At 63.3% G+C, this 18,570-nt stretch carries 14 protein-coding genes; 4 read left to right on the plus strand and 10 right to left on the minus strand.

The features are described 5' to 3' along the window. Nucleotides 1-710: 710 nt before the first annotated feature. Both BN2475_RS26470 and BN2475_RS26475 read left to right on the plus strand, forming a co-directional pair. Nucleotides 711-1,145 (plus strand): hypothetical protein, encoded by a 435-nt coding sequence (locus tag BN2475_RS26470; RefSeq protein ID WP_094782421.1) that lies wholly within the window; start codon nucleotides 711-713, stop codon nucleotides 1,143-1,145. A gap of 13 nt (nucleotides 1,146-1,158) precedes the next feature. After that, complete coding sequence (locus tag BN2475_RS26475; protein ID WP_094782422.1) at nucleotides 1,159-1,575, plus strand: glycine zipper family protein; 417 nt, start codon at nucleotides 1,159-1,161, stop codon at nucleotides 1,573-1,575. 276 nt (nucleotides 1,576-1,851) lie between these two features. Here BN2475_RS26475 and BN2475_RS26485 read toward each other — a convergent pair whose 3' ends face one another. The 7 genes from BN2475_RS26485 to BN2475_RS26515 form a co-directional block, all read right to left on the minus strand. Beyond that, the gene (locus tag BN2475_RS26485) at nucleotides 1,852-2,361 is read right to left on the minus strand and encodes a DedA family protein (RefSeq protein ID WP_143325913.1); all 510 of its coding nucleotides are present in this window, start codon (nucleotides 2,359-2,361) and stop codon (nucleotides 1,852-1,854) included. A gap of 37 nt (nucleotides 2,362-2,398) precedes the next feature. Continuing rightward, a complete protein-coding gene (locus BN2475_RS26490; protein ID WP_094782425.1) occupies nucleotides 2,399-5,512 on the minus strand; it encodes an efflux RND transporter permease subunit in 3,114 nt (1,037 codons plus the stop codon). Between the two features lie 41 nt (nucleotides 5,513-5,553). Next, nucleotides 5,554-6,618 carry an efflux RND transporter periplasmic adaptor subunit gene (locus tag BN2475_RS26495; protein ID WP_094782426.1) on the minus strand — a complete coding sequence of 355 codons (1,065 nt, stop codon included), beginning with the start codon at nucleotides 6,616-6,618 and terminating at the stop codon, nucleotides 5,554-5,556. Then, nucleotides 6,615-8,009, minus strand: a complete 1,395-nt coding sequence (locus BN2475_RS26500) for a TolC family protein (protein ID WP_094782427.1) — start codon at nucleotides 8,007-8,009, stop codon at nucleotides 6,615-6,617. Before BN2475_RS26500 ends, BN2475_RS26495 begins: the two co-directional genes overlap by 4 nt. 80 nt (nucleotides 8,010-8,089) lie before the next feature. Then, nucleotides 8,090-9,403, minus strand: coding sequence for a sensor histidine kinase (locus BN2475_RS26505; RefSeq protein WP_094782428.1), 1,314 nt, complete (start codon nucleotides 9,401-9,403; stop codon nucleotides 8,090-8,092). Then, nucleotides 9,393-10,082 (minus strand): response regulator transcription factor, encoded by a 690-nt coding sequence (locus BN2475_RS26510; protein ID WP_094782429.1) that lies wholly within the window; start codon nucleotides 10,080-10,082, stop codon nucleotides 9,393-9,395. The genes BN2475_RS26505 and BN2475_RS26510 overlap by 11 nt, the downstream gene beginning before the upstream one ends. Nucleotides 10,083-10,937: 855 nt before the next feature. Beyond that, nucleotides 10,938-11,438, minus strand: a complete 501-nt coding sequence (locus tag BN2475_RS26515; protein WP_094782430.1) for a hypothetical protein — start codon at nucleotides 11,436-11,438, stop codon at nucleotides 10,938-10,940. A 272-nt stretch (nucleotides 11,439-11,710) separates the two neighbouring features. Between BN2475_RS26515 and BN2475_RS26520 the strand changes: the two genes are divergently transcribed. Both BN2475_RS26520 and leuA read left to right on the plus strand, forming a co-directional pair. Beyond that, the gene (locus tag BN2475_RS26520; protein WP_094782431.1) at nucleotides 11,711-12,424 is read left to right on the plus strand and encodes a cadmium resistance transporter; all 714 of its coding nucleotides are present in this window, start codon (nucleotides 11,711-11,713) and stop codon (nucleotides 12,422-12,424) included. A gap of 337 nt (nucleotides 12,425-12,761) precedes the next feature. Beyond that, nucleotides 12,762-14,480, plus strand: a complete 1,719-nt coding sequence (gene leuA / locus BN2475_RS26525) for a 2-isopropylmalate synthase (protein WP_094782441.1) — start codon at nucleotides 12,762-12,764, stop codon at nucleotides 14,478-14,480. A gap of 73 nt (nucleotides 14,481-14,553) precedes the next feature. Here the strand turns inward: leuA and BN2475_RS26530 are convergent, their stop codons facing one another. From BN2475_RS26530 to BN2475_RS26540, 3 genes are all read right to left on the minus strand, one after another. Then, nucleotides 14,554-15,336, minus strand: coding sequence for an amino acid ABC transporter substrate-binding protein (locus BN2475_RS26530; protein WP_094782432.1), 783 nt, complete (start codon nucleotides 15,334-15,336; stop codon nucleotides 14,554-14,556). Between the two features lie 136 nt (nucleotides 15,337-15,472). Continuing rightward, nucleotides 15,473-16,924: a dihydropyrimidinase gene (gene hydA / locus BN2475_RS26535; RefSeq protein WP_094782433.1), complete on the minus strand. Its 1,452-nt coding sequence runs from the start codon at nucleotides 16,922-16,924 to the stop codon at nucleotides 15,473-15,475. Between the two features lie 77 nt (nucleotides 16,925-17,001). Continuing rightward, a complete protein-coding gene (locus BN2475_RS26540; RefSeq protein ID WP_094782434.1) occupies nucleotides 17,002-18,513 on the minus strand; it encodes an NCS1 family nucleobase:cation symporter-1 in 1,512 nt (503 codons plus the stop codon). Nucleotides 18,514-18,570 lie beyond the last annotated feature (57 nt).

Genomic DNA, 18,570 nt, shown 5'->3' on the forward strand with positions numbered 1-18,570 from the left:
TTTTTACACGGCCTCGGCCAGGAGCGGACTTTGGTTCGTCCTTCCACACAGACATTCGAGCGTCGGCTCCGCCCCGGACAACGGACTTTTGCACTCTAAATGGCGAGTTTCCTCGACCGGAACGGGTCTCCCCCGGTGCGCTTGCACTCAACTCTGGGTATCTGGTGTCCGCTTCCTACGCAGGCGAATTCGACAGTGAAAGAACCTGGTTGCCTGCGCGAAACAACTTGACCACTACACGGTTCCACCTGGAGTCTGCGTCGTATTGGATTACCGGAAGCAGTGTCAAGCAACCTGCGGTAGCTCTTACTGTCCCGCCCACTTAAAAATTGCATCTGTGTCAAGGCAGTAAGTCGACCAGTCGCTGCCGACTCGAGGCGTTCCGGAAGAATCATTCGAGATACTCCTCCATCCGCTGATATTTCGTGAAAGCACGATGGGAAGTCTGGGCTGGTTGACGGAATAAATCCGACCCGTCAGCCGTTTACGATATTGCGGAGCGTCATACCAGCAGACTCCGCCGCGTGCCTTGCCGGTAATAGTAGTAACGCCTCATTTTCGGTGGCCCCGTAGCCGGCGCTGGATGCGTCAATCTGGTTTTCAGTACAAAGGGGTGTGCACGGGGATCTGAACAAACTAAACGATACAGGAGGACGGTCCGGCGCGGGTCCCGAGTGACTCGGCGGCGGCAGGAAGGCGGGAGACACATCATGAACGGGCGCAGGCTTTGCAAGATTGCCTTGACACTAGTGGCAGTGGCAGCGATGGCTGCGGGCGGTCCGACGCTGGCCGGCGGTCACGGTGGCGGTGGTGGCATGCACGGTGGAGGCTTTCACGGTCATGATGGCTTTTTCCACCATGACGGTTTTCACCATGGGCACGGGCATGTGACCTTCGTGGTAGGCGGCGGCTGGCCGGGCTGGTGGGGATATCCATACTACGGCTGGCCATACCCAGATTCCTACCCCGGCTACTACGTGCCCGCGGCGCAATACGCGGCGCAATACATCGAGCAAGGCGATGGGTCGGACGGTGCGTCGGCGAACGCGTGGTGGTACCGATGCGACCAGCCCAGTGGCTATTACCCGTACATCAAGGACTGTCCAGGCGGCTGGCAAACGGTACCGGCCCAGCCGTCGCCGTAGTGCGGAGGTACTGATGAAGCCGCGTTCAGTTCCCCTCCTGATGGCCGCCGCGCTCGTTGTGGCCGCCTGTACGGCGATACCGTCGGGCCCCAGCGTGATTGCGCTCCCGGGCAGTACCAAGACGTTCGACCAGTTTCGCAGTGATGACCACGACTGCCGCCAGTTTGCGCTCGGCCAGGTCGGCGGCGTGAACTCGCAGCAAGCCTCCAACACGGCGGCGGTGAGCAGTTCGGCGGTCGGTCCCAGTCATTCAAGCGACTCAGGATACGGCGCACAGTACCAATACGATGCCGCCTACATCCAGTGCATGTACGCGCGCGGACACCGGGTCCCGGTGTATGGCCAGATGCTTGCGGCGCCGCCCGCGACTCCACCTGCCAACTACAAGCCCTACTCCCCGCCGCCGGTACCGAAAGGGTACGCCCCCTGAGTGCTCTGGCGATTCTTCAAAGCGATTGGTGCAAGGGACCGTTGCAAGATCGGCGCAACGACGACTGCCGTCGGTTGGGCCTGGTTTTGGCGCTCCGGCCGATCACGCTCCCTCCGACGTGGCTAACCGAACGGCCGTTGCACCTTTGGAACCTGCCGTCGAGGCGGCACCAGGCCGAACGGCGGCAGTGGGTCGCGTGCTGCCGGATCACGGTCTTGCCGGATTCTGCGCATGTATGCGGTTTGCATTCGACGGTGATCGGCCAGATTCAGCCGTTCAGCTAAGATTTGCAAACACCGCTCTACGACCTATTGCGGTCAATGGGAATCGCTGTGCTGCCTGAAGACACTCTCGCAACCGTATGCTGTGCCACGCTTCGACTCCGTGCATGCGATATAGGCTGGTGACTGTGCCTGCGCCGATGCAATGTTGATGGGATAAAAGATCCACCATGGCATGAGTGCGAAGGCCGATGACGAGCGAACTGCTTGCCACGTGCCAGGGCGGATGGTGTCCCCTCCGTACACACCATGATTGGACTTCATCGTGGTATCTGCGGCCCAGTTCATGGCTGATGCTGTCGCCAGCGATCGCGCCCAGTGCGGCAACGGCCAGCGTGATCCGCGCATCTAGGCCGAGACCGATCAGCGCTCCCGCGACAAGCTTCACGATGCCGGCCGGCACTGGCATGCCGACGATGGCGATCGACGCGGCGCAGGCGATGGAGAACACCACGGTGAGTGTCATCCAGCGGTGTGCGCCGATACTGTTAAGCAACGCGTGCATGATGGTTCCCACTGGAGTCCTGATATGGCCAGACGCGTCAGGCATTCGCGACGCCGGATTCGACAAGCACATCACGCTCGAAGCGCCCATAGCGCAGCGCGAGCGTGGGCAGCACGATGAGGTTGAGTGCCGTCGACGTGATGAGGCCACCCAGGATCACGATTGCCATCGGCCCCTCGATCTCGTTGCCGGCCGCGCCGCTCGTCACTGCAAGCGGCAGCAGCGCCAACGCGGTCACGAGCGCGGTCATCAGGATCGGCACCAGCCGTTCCGATGCACCCCGTACGGCTGTGTCGGGACTCCACGGCAGACCGTCCACGTGCACGAGATGCTCGTAGTGGCTGATCAGCATGATCGAATTGCGCAACGAAATGCCGAACAGCGTGACGAAGCCCACCATGCTGCCGAGCGACAGGTTCGCACCCGTCAGCACCACGCTTAGCACACCGCCCACCAGTGCGAACGGCAGGTTGACCATCACCAGCAGCACGCCACGGCGACTTTTCATCGCGAGGAACAGCAGCAGCGCGATACCGACCAGCGACATGGCGCCGTACGCGAACAGGTCGCGCTGCGACTGCGCGCGCGCTTCGCTTTCGCCAGCGAATACGGCGTAAGTCCCCTGCGGCATGACGATTTCGCGATTCACGCGCGCCTCTGCCTCTTTCACGAAATCGCTCACAGCGCGTCTACCGAGATTGACGGACACCGTTTGCATGCGCCGGCCGCCATCGTGCGTGATCTGGTAGCGGCCCGAGACCTGACGGATCGCCGCGAGCTCATGCAGCGGCACGGCCAGTCCGTCCGGGTTGCGCAGCATCAGCGCGCCGACGCCGGCGAGCGTGGCACGTGCCGCAGGGTCAAGCACCACGGCGACGTCATACGTTCGGCTGCCCTGGTAGATCTGAGAGACCGTGGTACCCTGGTATGCCGCCTGGATCGCGTCGAGCACCTCCACCGGCCTGAAGCCCCAGCGGTTCAACTGGTCGGGCTTGAGCTTCACTTCCAGTTCGGGAATGCCGGGAGGTGACTCCACCCGCACGCTTGCCGCGCCGTGGATTGTCCCGAGAAGGCGCGCGATCTCCTGAGCCTTGCGGTCGATCACGTCGAGGTTGTCGCCGAACACGTTGACGACCACTGGGGCAGTAACGCCCGAAATCGTTTCGTCGATGCGCTCGACAAGAAACGTGTTGACCGAGGTGGTCAGCCCCGGAAAGCGCGCGAGCGCCTGCTGGATGCGATAGAGCGCCCAGCTTTGGCCGGACGCGCTCATCGGCTCCAGATCGACCTCGAACTCGGAGAGCTGCACGCCAGCGGGGTCGACGACTTCATTGGCGCGGCCCGCGCGCTGCGCGACAAGACGCACGCCTTGGACCTGCATTAGCGCGTGCGACACCTGGGTGCCGATGCGCATCGATTCGGCGAGCGACGTACCGGGCGTAAGGCCCATGTGCACGATGTAGTGCCCCTCGCGCAGCTCCGGGATGAAATTGCCGCTCATGAACGGCACCGCTCCCAGCGCCGCAACGCACATCAGCGCGACGACGGCCATGACCGTCTTTACCCGTTGCTCAACCTTCATCAGCAGCGCGACATAGCGGGCCTTCAGGCGGGCGATCAGACGCGGTTCGTGTGCCGGCAACGGACCGTGCACGAGCAGTGCCAGTGCCATCGCGGGCGTGAGCGTAAGGGCCACGCCGAGTGAAGCCAGCACGGCGAGGATGTAGGCGACGCCGAGTGGCGCAAACAGCTTGCCGGCGACGCCCGAGAGCGTGAGCACCGGCAGGAAGATCAGCATCACGATGAAGGTGGCGAACACCACCGCGCTGCGCACCTCGAACGAGGCGCGCAGCACCACGCGAAACGCGGGCATCGGCGCTGGCAGGTTCCGGTTTAGCCGCAGCCGCCGGTAGATGTTCTCGACATCGATGATGGCGTCGTCGACCACCTCGCCGAGTGCGATGGCGAAGCCGCCGAGCGTCATCGTGTTCAGGCTCACGCCGAACGACGTCAGCACGATGATGGCGATGAGCAGCGACAGCGGAATAGCGACGGCGGAAATGACTGCCGTGCGCACATTGAGCAGGAACAGGAACAGCACCGCGATGACCAGCACAGCGCCCACAAGCAGTGCCATGCGCAGGTGGCCGATCGAGGCGTCGATGAAGCTGGCCGGCCGGAACACGTTCGCGTTGAGGTCGACTCCCTGCTTCGCGAGGACGAGCCTGAGCGCTACGAGCGTCTTCTCGATGTCTTTCGTGACCGCCAGCGTGTTGGTGCCGTACTGGCTTTCGAGCACCAGCATCACGCCGGGCTGGCCCATGATCGAGGCCGCACCCACGGCAGGCGCGCTGCCCCAGGTGACGGTTGCGACGTCACCCAGACGGACTGCCGCGCCGTTGCTCCAGCGCAGCACGATACCGGCGAGCTTCTCCGGTGTCGTGATCTGGCCGTCGGCGTTGACGGCGATGCGCTGATTGTCGTTCTCGATGAAGCCTGCACCCCGCACGCCCGTGGATACGCGTGCCGCGGAAATCACATCCTGGATCAACAGGGTGTAGCGCATCAGCTTCGCGGAATCGACCTGGATCTGCAGCTGACGCATGTCGCCACCGAACACGATCACATCCGCCACGCCAGGCACGCTCGACAGCTGTGGCCTGACAGTCCACTGCGCGACGTCGTAGAGGTCCATCAGGGAGCGCGTCTTCGACGTCAGGCCAATGGTGCGCACGACACTGGTCGTGGTCGTGAGCGGCAGGAGACGCGGTGGCATGACGCCGGCTGGCAGCGTTGCCGCGAGCGCATTGACCCGCTCGGAGACCAGCTGCCGGATCTGCATCACGTTCGCGTGGGCATCGAATACCAGCGTGATGGCGGACAGGCCCTGCATCGACTTCGAGCGCATCGACTGCAGTCCGACCATGCCGCCGAGGCCATTCTCGAGCGGCTGGGTCACGAGCGTCTCGACCTGTTCGCTGGTTAGCCCCGGCGCTTCGGTCTGGACGATGCTCATCGGCGGAGCGAACTCCGGAAACACATCGAGCTTCGCGCGGGTCAGCGTATAGAGACCGTAGCCGGCCGTGATGACGGCGAGCGCATAGATCACGCCGCGAAAGCGCAGCGAAAACCGGATGATTGCGTTGAGCATGGGCAGTCGTTGGATTCGTGTCTTGCCTGTCGAGTCGCGGATCAGTCATCGCACTCGGGCGGGTCCTTGCAGGCCGTCGCGATGCCCTGGGGTTTCAGTTCCTCGGACAGCAGCAGTTGGGCGCCCTGAGTGACGACCCGGTCTGCGGCGTGAAACCCGGAGGTCACAACGAAGCCGCGCTCGTGCTCGTTGCCTGCCGGCACGTAGCGTCGCGTGAAGCGATCGGGAGCGGTCTGCACGTAGGTCCATGTCTGTCCGCCATACCAGATGACAGCCTGCTCCGGAATGGCGAGCGCCTGGGCGCCGGGAGCCGGCGAGGGCACGTTCACGCTGGTACGCGTGCCCACCGGCAGCAAGTGATCAACGGCATAGAACCAGGGGTTGCCCTGCACGGATGGATCGGCAAGCGGCGAAGCCGAGAGCTTCTGTGCCGGCACTGGTTGGCCAGCCGGGACATCGATCGTGATGTGCGCGGGCGCGGGTCCACTGTACGTTGCGGGGAATGTGACACGCACCACGACCATGCGGCCCAACAGCAGGCGCTGGAACAGGTCGGACGCCGGCGCCATCGACGCGCTCGCGAGCGCATCGCCGAACTGCTGGCGCATTGTTGCTTCCAGCCCGCCAACCGTCGCAGTGGCCGATTGCAGCTTTGCCTGATCGCCCTGCATGGCGGCCCGCGCATCCTGCAGGCTCTTCTGGGATATGTTGCGGTCGTCCTCGAACAGCACGCGGCTGCGTTCGTACTGCGCGTGCGAGTTGTCGCTCTGGGCCGTGAGGGTATCGAGATCGGCCCGCGCAGCGGCCAGACGGTTATGCAGGTCGAAGAGCGGCTGCAGGTCGACGACGGTCGCCCACGCAGCGCTCGCAGGCTGCGCAGTGGTGAGCACGAGCGGCGCAACCTCGATATGGCTCGCGCGCTGCACGTCGGGACTGAGGACCACCACGGTTTCGCCGTTGACCGTCTGTACCGTGGGCTGAGGTGCTGCCCGTGCAGTCGCTGGCGACGCCGACGGGTTCCGGTAGAGCGTCTGGTAGATGTACCAGCCCGCGCCGGCAGCCAGCGCGATTGTGACGGCGCAAAAGAAGAGCAACCGGTATTTCATCGCCGTATGTCCTGTTCGGTCAGGGACTCATCTCTTGTCGCCTCGGGCTCAAGGGGCCGTTGCATCGCGTCCTCAAGCCCACCGGCCGCCTGGCGGGCCGCAACCACGGCGTCCAGGTGTGCGATTACGTTCGCCTCGTAATCTGCTCTGGCTTGCGTGAAGGTCAGGCGGTCCGTGTTGCCGGCGGCAAAGCCTGCCGCCTGACTGTCGAGCTGACGCCGTGCGGTCGCAACGTGCCTTTGCGAAAGCTGCACGGAATCGAGACTCGACCGATAACGCGTGAGCGCGTGATCCAGATCACCGAGGATCGTGTCCTGCAAGGCCCCCGTACGCGCGGCGGCCTCCCGGCGCTTCGCCTCGGCCTGCTTGATGCCGCCCTGGTTCTGGTCGAAAACCGGCAATGTGATGCCCCCAAGTCCGAATCCGATCTTGTGGGTGCCCGTGTCGTACGTGTAGCCTGGGCCGAGGTGGATGTCCGGATACTGTTTGGCCACTTCGAGCTGGAGTGCCGACTCTGCCGCCGCGTATTCTGCAAGTGACGCGAGCAGATCGGCGCGATGCAAGATCGCATCGCGCTGTGCATCGGCAGCCGGTGGTGCCGGTGGCACCGCGTCGAACTCGTCGAGGTCAAGCCAGATGCCATCGAATGCTGATACCGGCACGCCGATCGCCGCCGCCAATTGCGCTCGCGCGTCCTGTTCCGCGCTTCGTGCTGCGGCCAGATCGGCCTCTGCCTGAGTTGCTGCCAGTACCGCTGCATCGACGTCCGGTCGCGAGTTTTCGCCAACCGCGCGGCGCTTCACGACCATCTGCACGATCTGCTGTCCGGCGTCGGCCTTGTGTGACAGGGCTACGCTGCGCTTGCGCGCCGCATACAGCGCAAGCAAAGCGTCGCGAACCTGCGCGCGGACTTTCCACGCTTCGTTGCCGATCGCAAGACGGGCCGCTTCCGACAGGTGTGAGGCCTGATCGACGCGATAGCCGCGCTTGCCCGCGGTCTCGATCGGAATGTCGAGCGCCGGACCCCATATGAAGGGTGCCCCCGGACCAGGGTTGGGCGTGGCGTACTGGAATGGCAACTGCAGCACGGGGTTGGGAATTGCGTCGGCAACCTCGACGCCGGCTTTGGCGGTGCCCCACTGGGCACGCGCGAGATCGAGCGCCGGGCTGTAATACCAGGCCGCCAGGGACAGCAACTCGCGGTTCCAGCGCACCGGCGGCCACGACTGAACGTCATGCCCGAGTTCGCGGACGAGGTACGCGTGCAGTTCGTCACTCGCAAGCGAGCGCTCTTCGAACTGCCGGGCTATCTGGTCGGGCACGATCGGCTGTGCCTGGTATGTCGCACAACCGGGCAGCAGGGTGAGGGCAATCAGCAGCGCTCGGCGCATTGGGGCATCCATGGGTCTCGCTGCCGCCCGCCCGGGCGGCTCCAGACCCCGATGCTACGCAACCGGTTGTGAAATTTTCGTCAAGAAGATGCGGGACGGGCGTCTGGCCACACACTGCCCGGGCTGGCGAGCGGAAGGCATAGCGAGACGCATGTGCCTCGGTCCGGTTCGCTATGCATTTCGATCGACCAACCGTACCGGTCGCAGAGCTTTTTCACGATCGCAAGGCCAATACCAATACCGCGATCCGAAGGCTGCTCCGGGCGTGCCTGATAGAACCGGTCGAACACGTGTGGCAGGGCGTGCGCCGGAATGCCGGAGCCCGAATCCCCGATGTGCAGCCAGCCGTCCGTATAGGAGAAGCGCACGTGTCCGGAGCTGGTGTGGCGGACCGCATTGTCAGTCAGGTTCGAGAGCACGATGGCGAGCGCTGAGCGGTTCGCTGCAATGTGAACGTTGCTGTCCATATCGATCACAGTCTTGACGCCGTTTCTGGCAAGACGATCGGCAAATGGTGCCAGCGCTGTTTCTATCATGCGCGTGAGGCGAACCGGCTCGACATCCTGCGTTGACTCTTCGCGGGCAAGCAGAAGCAGCGCATTGACGAGTTCGCGCATGCTGTCTGCCGCGCGGACGATCTGCCGAAGCCGGACGCGGGATTTCGCGCCTATCGCGGGGTCCTCCTCGAGCAGTTCACAACTCGTCTTGATGGTAGTGAGGGGCGTACGCAGTTCGTGGCTGACATTGCCGGTGAACTCCTTCTCACGTTCGATCATGTCCGCCATGCGCCCGTGATAGTCGTTGAACGCTTCGACGAGCCCTACGAGTTCGATTTCATCGTATTTGCCGGGATTGATCGGGATCGATCCGCCGAGCCTGAGCGCCTTTACCTGCCGCGCGAGTCCCGCTACCTGGCGCACCAGCAGGCCCGACAGGCCATATGAGAGCCAGATGGTCAGCAGCGCGAAGACACCCGTTCCGGCCATCAACACGTTGATCACCTTCCTGAATTGCTTCTCATAGACGCTGAAATCGTAGACACGATACAGACGGCCGGTGCCGAACGGTACGACTGCGATGTGAATTTCGCGATCGTCGAGAACGATCTCGTGCGTGCCAACGGGCAGCTCCCGGGTTGTGGGCGGCAACGCTACGGGTGGCTGGTCCGCAGCAGACACGTATCCGTTCAGGCGTACGTCGAACGGCGGTAGCAGTGCTGGATTGGCCCGGTAACCCTGCAGCACGTTGGCGATGTCGTCACGAATCAGCGCTGCAATCAATTTCTCTTCCTGCGCTTCCGCGAGTGTCTTGACACCCAAGGCCTGGGCGACGAGCAGGAGGGTCGTCAGTGCGGAAAAGACAAGCGCGACCTTGAAGCGCAGGCTATGACGCATGGGCATCGTTCAGGATAAAGCGGTAGCCAAGCCCGTGTACCGTTTCGATCAGATCCCCTTCACCTGGAGTGGCTAATGCGCGACGCAGTGTGTAAACATGCGTCCGTAGCGTATCGCTGTCCGGGAGCTGCTCGCCCCACACCTCGTTTTCCAGCTCCGTCCGACTAAACACGCGGTTTGGCGACTGCATCAGGACGCGCAGCAACTGCAGGCATTTTGGCGACAGCTTGATTGAACGGCCCGCCCGTTCGACGGCCAATGTCGTCAGATCCAACTGCACGTCCGCGCAGCGAAGCGTGGCTGCCGTCACGTTGCCCTTGTAACGCTTGATCAGCGCGCTGACTCGCGCACCAACCTCCCTCAGCGAAAATGGTTTGACGAGATAGTCGTCGGCGCCGTGCACAAAACCGGCGAGCTTGTCGTCGAGCGTGTCTTTTGCCGTCAACATCAGCACCGGTGTGTCGCGATGTGCTTCCTCGCGCAGCTTGCGGCACAGCGTCAACCCATCCATTCCGGGCAGCGCAAGATCGAGCAGGATGACGTCCCATGGTTCGGCCAACGCGAGCTGCAGCCCGGCGGGCCCACTTGATGCCAGATCGACTTCGTAGCCCGCATTCTCGAGATAGTCAAAGAGGTTGGTCGCGATGCTGACATCGTCTTCGATGACGAGGACCCGCACGATAAATTCTCCCAAACACGCTGGCAACGACCATTTTGCCACGTGTCTTGCGAATCGCAGTCAGGCCACAACAACTCGCGGGCTGTAACCTGTTTAACGCTTTCCACACTAGAGACTCCTGTGAAGACCGCCGCGCGTAACGAAGATCCGACCACGCGCAGCTTGAGGTTGTACCCAAACGACTGACGAGCGTTCGAAGTGTGGCTCAGTCCCGTCCTGTTCGAAGGGTCGATGCGAGGGGAGCAACGGTAGTACGGCACGGCGAAGCGGGCCGATTCAGCTTCGGGATAGTGAACGACCGCTTCCTCAACGAAAACGGTCCGATGTCTTGTATTCTCGACTGGCTGGTGAGGGTCGACAGCCGCCCGACGAGTCCGACAACGTAGCAGCTACCGTTGTCGCCGGCGACGCGCAGCGACGCTTTTAAACTGTGCACCAAAGACAGCGTCCGGACCTCCCGTGCGCTGTTTTTCAGTAGCAGCCAGATTTTTTTTCACTATCTGCGGCAGCAGTTTTTCACTTACTTGGCACAGTTTTCACGTTCTGTGGCGCCCGACACAAGCGGTGGCTTGATCCTGGTCCGGGGCTGCTGAGTCCCGGTGGCGAGATAGCGCCGTGCGGGTCATGCACCGCATGTGATGCATGCGTATGCAGTAAGCGACTGCGTGCTCGCGACGTGAGATGAGGCGAGGTACCAGGTCACCGGCTCGGTGATGCGTGTGAGTTAGCGCGCACTCGCGGGCCACGGCGTCGTGCGGCTAGCCGCATGGCGCCCGCGAGGCACTGGTCGAAATACCGCGCAGCCTTTGCACCGACGCATTCGCCAGCCAAACGTTGCACGGTCGAAGTGGCGTGTTATTCAGCCGCTTCGCTGGCCGCTCCATCGACCGGCTCGGCCAGCCTGGCCGGTGCCAACCAGCGGAATACGTCCAGAGTCTCACCGTGGAACGTGCACTCGGCGGCCGCCGGCAGCGTGACAGTCTTCGGCTTGACCGGTCCGTGCGATGACGCATCAACACCCGATGCCTGCACCGCCGAGGCTGCACCATCGCCTGCTGCGACACCCGCCGCCCGCTTGCCCGCGACCTCATCCGGCGCCGACGCCGCCTGCCCAGCCGATGCGGCCGACACCTCGGAAGCCGTCATCACATGCTCGATCGATCCTTCGATCACCACCCGCGAGCCGCGAATGGCGGCCGCCCGGTGGGCGACCCTCAGCGTATCCGACGACGTGTCGGCCAGCTTGCTTCGCATCAACTGCTCGCATGCGCCCGAGTTCCTGTGAACGGCTGTGCAGGCCGCCAGCAATGCGGCAACGCTCGTGAGGCAGGCGATTGAAAGAATCCGAATCTTCATTGATGTTCCGTTATTCAAGCCGTCGGCAATTGTAGCTTACGGCCCGGTCAATCGACATCGGAGCTGCGCCGGCTGAGTCGAGCGAAGCGTGGCGTCTGCCGTGTCGAGCGCATCTGGCGTCGTGCCCGATGCAGCGACTGCTTGACCGCGGCGGTTCGCGTCGGCATCGTGTTGACCGGCCGCTACATCATCGGCACGCTGCTGCCTTTGCGGCTAGCCTCCCGAGAACCGCGGCGTTATTTCTTCCGCTCCGTATCGACCAGCTTTCGCTCATGTTCAGCCTCGCCTTGCTCGCGATCGCGGCTTACGCCGCCACCAATATCGACAACCTGTTCGTGTTGCTCGCGTTTCTCGCTGAAGCGGGAGGCAGGCGGCGGCGTCGCGTGATCGCAGGGCAGTATGCGGGCTCGCTGATCCTGATTGCAGGATCGCTTCTGCTCGCGGCACTACTCACGCGTCTGCCCGCCGGTTATATCGGCTTGCTCGGCCTGCTGCCAATCGGTGTGGGGCTGAGCAAGGCGTGGGAGCGCTTCGGTCCAGGCAATGCGCAGCACAAGCAAACCGCGCGGGATGGAGCATGCGTCGGTGCAGGGACACACGCATCGGCTGAAGCAGTTGAAACGCCTGAACCCATAGACGCAGCCGAGGCAGCCAATATGGCCAGCGCGCACTCTACCGGCCGCGCCCCCTCCGGCTCGTCCGCCTGGACCGTGGCGAGCGTGGCGATTGCCAACGGCTCCGACAACCTCGCCGTGTATGTGCCGCTGTATGCCAGCCATTCACCCGGTGAGGGCGCGTTCATCTCACTCGTGTTCATCGTCATGATCGGGCTGTGGTGCGCCGCCGCGGTCTGGCTCGTCGAGCATCCGCTGCTGGGTGCGCCGATCCGGCGTTACGGCACCGCGCTGCTGCCGCTGATCCTGCTGACGATCGGCGCGTCGGTGATCGCGCAGAACGATACGCTGCGGATCGTCTTCGGCATCTGAGCCGGCACGGCTCGGTGCGCTGCCGCGTGCGCGACGAACCCGCACGCGGCGGCGCTGAACCGAGGCCGCCCGCGCATGGATCGACGGCGGCGCTTGACGCCGTCTCGATAATGTGTTCCTATTGCGCACCATGTACCGCGCCCAGACCACCCTATCGCTACTACTAGCCCGCTCTACCGGGCTAGGTCTGCTGCTGCGCGCTTCCCTCTGATACACCGAAGCACCGCTTGAATCCCCAGTAACTGACCCAGCCCCGGTTTCCGACCGGCGGCCCAGTTTCGCTTGTTCGTCGTCCGGTCGACTACCCGCTTGCTGGTCTCAACCCCGGATGATGACAATGTTGAAAAACCCTGCTACCAAGTACCGTTCGTTCAAGCCCATCAATTTGACGGACCGCCAGTGGCCGTCGCGCACCATCACGCGCGCCCCGATCTGGATGAGCACCGATCTGCGCGACGGCAACCAGGCGCTGTTCGAGCCGATGAACGCGCAGCGCAAGATGCGCATGTTCAAGACGCTGGTGCAGATCGGTTTCAAGGAAATCGAGGTCGCGTTTCCGTCGGCGTCGCAGACCGATTTCAATTTCGTGCGCGAGCTGATCGAAGGCGGCCATATCCCCGACGACGTGACGATCGAAGTGTTGACGCAAGCCCGCGACGATCTGATCGAACGCACCTTCGAATCGTTGCGTGGCGTGCCGCGTGCGATCGTCCACCTGTACAACGCGACCGCGCCGGAATTCCGCAAGATCGTGTTCGGCCTGGAAAAGAGCGGCGTCAAGGAACTCGCACAACACGCCGCGCGCACCATGAAGCGTCTGGCCGACGCCGCGCCCGAAACGCACTTCACGTTGCAGTACAGCCCGGAAGTGTTCAGCGGCACCGAACTCGAATTCGCGAAGGAAGTGTGTGACGCCGTGTTCGACATCTGGCAGCCGACGCCCGAGCACAAGGCGATCGTCAATTTGCCGGCCACCGTCGAAATGGCCACGCCGAACGTCTACGCGGACCAGATCGAATGGATGCACCGCAATCTCGCGCGCCGCGATTCGTTGATCGTGTCGGTTCACCCGCACAACGACCGCGGCACAGCCGTGGCGGCAGCGGAACTCGCGGTGATGGCGGGCGCGGATCGTGTCGAAGGATGTCTGTTCGGCAACGGCGAGCGCACCGGCAACGTGGATCTCGTCACGCTCGCGTTGAACCTGTACACGCAGGGTGTCGATCCCGAGCTCGATTTCTCGAACATCAACGAAGTCGCGCGCACCGCCGAGGAGTGCACGCAGTTGCCGGTGCATCCGCGTCACCCGTATGTCGGCGATCTGGTGTTCACCGCGTTCTCCGGCTCGCATCAGGACGCGATCAAGAAGGGCTTTGCCGCGCAGAAGCCGGACGCGATCTGGGAAGTGCCCTATATGCCGATCGACCCGAGCGATCTCGGCCGCACTTACGATTCGGTGATTCGCGTGAACAGTCAGTCGGGTAAAGGCGGCATCGCTTATCTGCTCGAACAGGGCTATGGTGTCGTGTTGCCGCGCCGCCTGCAGGTGGATTTCAGCTCGGCCGTGCAGCGCTTTACCGACAACAGCGGCCAGGAAGTCACGCCCGCGCAGATCTGGGAATTGTTCCAGCAGGAATACGTGCGCACCGCCGAACCGGTCCGCTACATTGGACATAGCCTGTCCGAGCGCGACGGCCGCGAGCATATCAGGCTCACGGTCGACATCAACGGCGCGCGGCGCGTGCTGAGCGGTGCAGGCAATGGTCCGCTCGACGCGCTGATGCACGCGATGGGCACCCCCGTGCGAATTCAGCACTACGAAGAACGCGCGTTGACCCAGGGCGCCGATGCGCGCGCAATCGCGGTCGCCGAAATGGCCGGCACCGATGTGGCCGGCAGCGCCTTCGGCGTCGGCATCGATGCCAATCTGGTGACGGCTTCGATTCGTGCGGCGATCAGCGGCATCAACCGCGCTTACGCTCGCGCCAATGCGGATGCGCAGGAACGCTTCTTCGAAGCCGCGTTCAACGATGCAACGGAAGACGTAGCGGTCTGAGACTCGAGTCCGCGTTGATTGGCACGCGTGTCAGAGAGGGCGTTTCGACGCTCTCTTTTTTTGTCCACCGCGTTTAATGAAAGACGTCCTTGCCGAAATACTTCTGCGAGATCTTCGCGTACGTCCCGTCTTCCCTGATGTCGGCCAGCGCCTTGTTGAGCGCCGCACGCAATTTGGGGCTGCCTTTGCGGATCAGCATCGCGGATTGGTCGCTGCCGTCCGGCTCGCTATCGACGGCGACGACTTTCAGCTTCGCATCCGGCTCGCGCTTCTTCAAGTCGAGAAACGACAGTGAATCGTTGACGGTTGCGTCGACCCGGCCCGCCTCCAGCAATTCGATCGATTCGTCGAAGCCCCGTGCCGGAATCAGCTCCGCGCCATACCTCGACGCAATCCTGCCGAGATTGCTCGACAGCGAATTGGCCGACTTCCTGCCCTTCAGGTCGCTGAAGGATTTGACGGATGTGTTGTCCGACGCGACGATCAGCACCGCGTGCGACGTGATGTACGGGTCGGAGTAGTCGTATTTGGCTTTGCGCGCGTCGGTGACGGCCACTTCATTGATCACCGCGTCGTAGCGGTTCACATCGAGACCGGCGATCAAACCTTCCCATTTGCTTTCTATGAATTGCGGCTTGACGCCCAGGCGCTGCGCGATCGCTGTGGCGAGTTCCACGTCGAAGCCGGTTAGTTGGCCCGATTCGTCGTGGTAGGTGAACGGCGCGTAACTGCCTTCGGTGCCGATGCGCAACACGCCTGAGGATTTGATTTGCGCGAGTTCGTCGACGGCCCACGCGGGGCTCGTCGTCAACGCCTGCAACAGCGCGACCAGCAGAATGGAACGCAGCGGCTTCACAAGGGACTCCGTCAGGTTGGCTACAGCGGTGGTCGAGGTCGGTGTCTGGCTGTTCCCACCGGCGGCCGCGCCCGGCTGAACGGGCGCACTGTAGCAAACCGTCTGATTTTTTCAAAGCCCCTTGCGTACGCGCTGCTCACCGCTCCACGGGATGCGGCTCCTTGCGCTTGTTGGCAACGCGGATCGCATCGAAATAAGCCGGATTCGGCGGCCGCTTCAGATAACGCCCCGCGCCGCGCACCGCGCGCAATTCGCCGTCGGTCCAGGCGAGCGCGCCGCGCGTGAGCGTGTGCATCGCGACGCCCTGCACCGTCATGCCTTCGAATACGTTGAAGTCGACCTTCTGGTGATGCGTGCGCACCGAAATCGTTTTACTCGCGCTCGGGTCCCACACCACGAGATCGGCGTCCGCGCCAACGCGTACCGCGCCTTTTCGCGGATACAGGTTGAAGATCTGCGCGGCATTGGTCGACGTGATGCGCACGAACTCATTCGGCGTGAGCCGCCCCGAGTTCACGCCGTGATGCCAGAGCACCGCCATCCGATCCTCGACGCCGCCACAACCGTTCGGAATCTTCGTGAAGTCGTCGCGGCCCATCGCTTTCTGCGATGCGCAAAACACGCAGTGATCGGTCGCGGTGGTGTGCAGCTGGCCCGCCTGCAAGCCACGCCACAATGCCTCGCGATGCTCGGCCGAGCGAAACGGCGGGCTCATCACGTGCGCGGCGGCGCGAGTCCAGTCAGGGTCCCGATAGACCGCTTCGTCGATCACCAGATGGCCCGGCAAGACTTCGCCGAACACCCGCAAGCCCTCGCTGCGGGCACGTGCGATCGCATCGACCGCGTCTTTCGCGGACACGTGCACGATGTACACCGGCACGCCCAGCACCTGGGCGATCCGGATCGCGCGATTGGCCGCTTCGCCCTCCACTTCCGGCGGCCGCGACAAAGGATGCGCCTCCGGACCTCTGAAGCCTTTGGCCAGCAACTGACGCTGCAACTGGAACACCAACTCGCCGTTTTCCGCATGCACGGTGGGCAGCGCGCCGAGTTCGAGCGAACGCGAGAAGCTGTTCACCAGCACTTCGTCGTCGGCCATGATGGCGTTCTTGTAGGCCATGAAGTGCTTGAAACTCGACACGCCATGTTCATGCACCAGCGTGCCCATGTCCCGATAGACCGATTCGTCCCACCATGTCACCGCCACGTGAAAGCCGTAGTCGGCCGACGCCTTCTCCGCCCAACCGCGCCATTCGTCGAACGCTTCCATCAGCGGTTGCTTCGGACTCGGAATCACGAAGTCGATGATGCTGGTCGTGCCACCCGACAAACCCGCGGCGGTGCCCGTGTAGAAATCGTCGCTCGCCGTGGTGCCCATGAACGGCAATTCCATGTGCGTGTGCGGATCGATGCCGCCGGGCATCACGTACTGCCCGCCCGCATCGACGACAGTCGCGCCTGCCGGCGCTTCCAGGTCCGCGCCGATCTGCAGGATCGTGCCGCCGTCCTGCGGGTGCGCACACAACACGTCCGCACGATACGTGTTCTCCGCGTCGATAATCGTGCCGCCGCGAATCAGGGTCGTCATGTTGCCGCCTCCTTATGAACTGCTGGTTTCGATACAACGCACCGCGCAACGTACTGCGCAACGTACTGCCTGGGCACTCATGCGCTCGCCACTCGCGCACTCGGTCCCTTGCTCAGCTTCATCCATGCGCTGTATACGATCGACGCCAACGCGAGGCCGACGAACCATGCATACGTATAGAGCGTATTGAAGATCGCCGGCACGTTCGGAAACGAGGCCGGAAACGCGGTGTGCAAAAAGCCCGGCAGATTCGGCAGCACGCCGATGACCAGCGCGAGCACCGCGCCGACATTCCAGCCGCCCGTATAGCTGTACTCGCCCCGCTCGTCGAACAGTTCGCGAGTATCGAGCTTTGTGCCGCGAATCAGGAAGTAGTCGACCATCAGGATGCCGGCCACCGGACCCAGCAACGCCGAATAACCGACCAGCCACGTGAAGATATAGCCCTGGGTGGTGGCGAGGATCTTCCACGGCATCATCACGATCGCGATGGTCGCGGTGATCATGCCGCCGGCGCGATACGAAATGGCCTTCGGCCACAGGCTCGAAAAGTCATACGCGGGCCCGACGAGATTCGCCGCGAGATTGCACGACATCGTGTCGAGCGTCAGGATGATCAATGCCACGCCGACGCCGATGCCGGTCATGCGGCTCGTCAGGTCGATCGGATCCCAGATCGCCTTGCCGTAAATCACCACCGTCGCCGACGTCACCACCACCGAAATCACCGAGAGCAAGGCCATCGGCACCGGCAAGCCGATCGACTGGCCGATGATCTGATCGCGCTGCGATCTGGCAAAGCGCGTGAAGTCGGGGATGTTCAGCGCGAGCGTCGCCCAGAAGCCGACCATCGCGGTGAGGCTCGGCCAGAAGGTTGCCCAGAAGAGCCCTTCCTTCTTGCCGCCCGGCTCGAATTGCGACGGCGCCGACAGCATCGAGCCGAGCCCGCCCGCTTTCGAGGTCGCCCACCACACGAGCGCGATGCACATCACGATCTTGATCGGCGCGGACCAGCTTTCGAGCCGGCGGATCGCTTCGGTGCCATGCACGATGAAGTAGATCTGCAGCGCCCAGAACACGAGGAAGCATGCGAGCTGCGCGAGCGAGATGCCGATAAACGGCAGCATCTCGCCATGCAGCGCGTTGCCGGTCAGGATGTTCAGCAGCGTGTAGATCGCGCTGCCGCCGAGCCAGGTCTGAATCCCATACCATCCGCACGCGACGATCGCCCGCAGCAACGCGGGCAGCCTCGCGCCGCGCGTGCCGAACGAAGAGCGCACCAGCACAGCATAGGGAATGCCGTGCTTCGCGCCCGCATGACCGATCAGCAGCATCGGCACCAGCACGATCAGATTGCCTAGCAGCACGGTCACGACAGCTTGCCACGGCGACATGCCCTGCTCCGTCAAACCGGCGGCGAGCATGTAAGACGCGATGTTCATCACCATGCCCACCCATAGCGCGGCGAAGTGATACCACCTCCACGTGCGTTGCGCGGGGCCGGTCGGCGCAAGGTCGTCGTTGTAAAGACCGCTGCCCTGCGCGCCGGCCGCGAAGTGCGGATCGACGGATTGCGCTGTCTGCTTCATCGAAAGATCTCCACTTGATCGTTGCGGCCCGCCCCGCTTCGGATGGCGTGTCGGGCC

The sequence above is a fragment of the Paraburkholderia ribeironis genome (assembly GCF_900019265.1).
GTDB lineage: Bacteria > Pseudomonadota > Gammaproteobacteria > Burkholderiales > Burkholderiaceae > Paraburkholderia > Paraburkholderia ribeironis.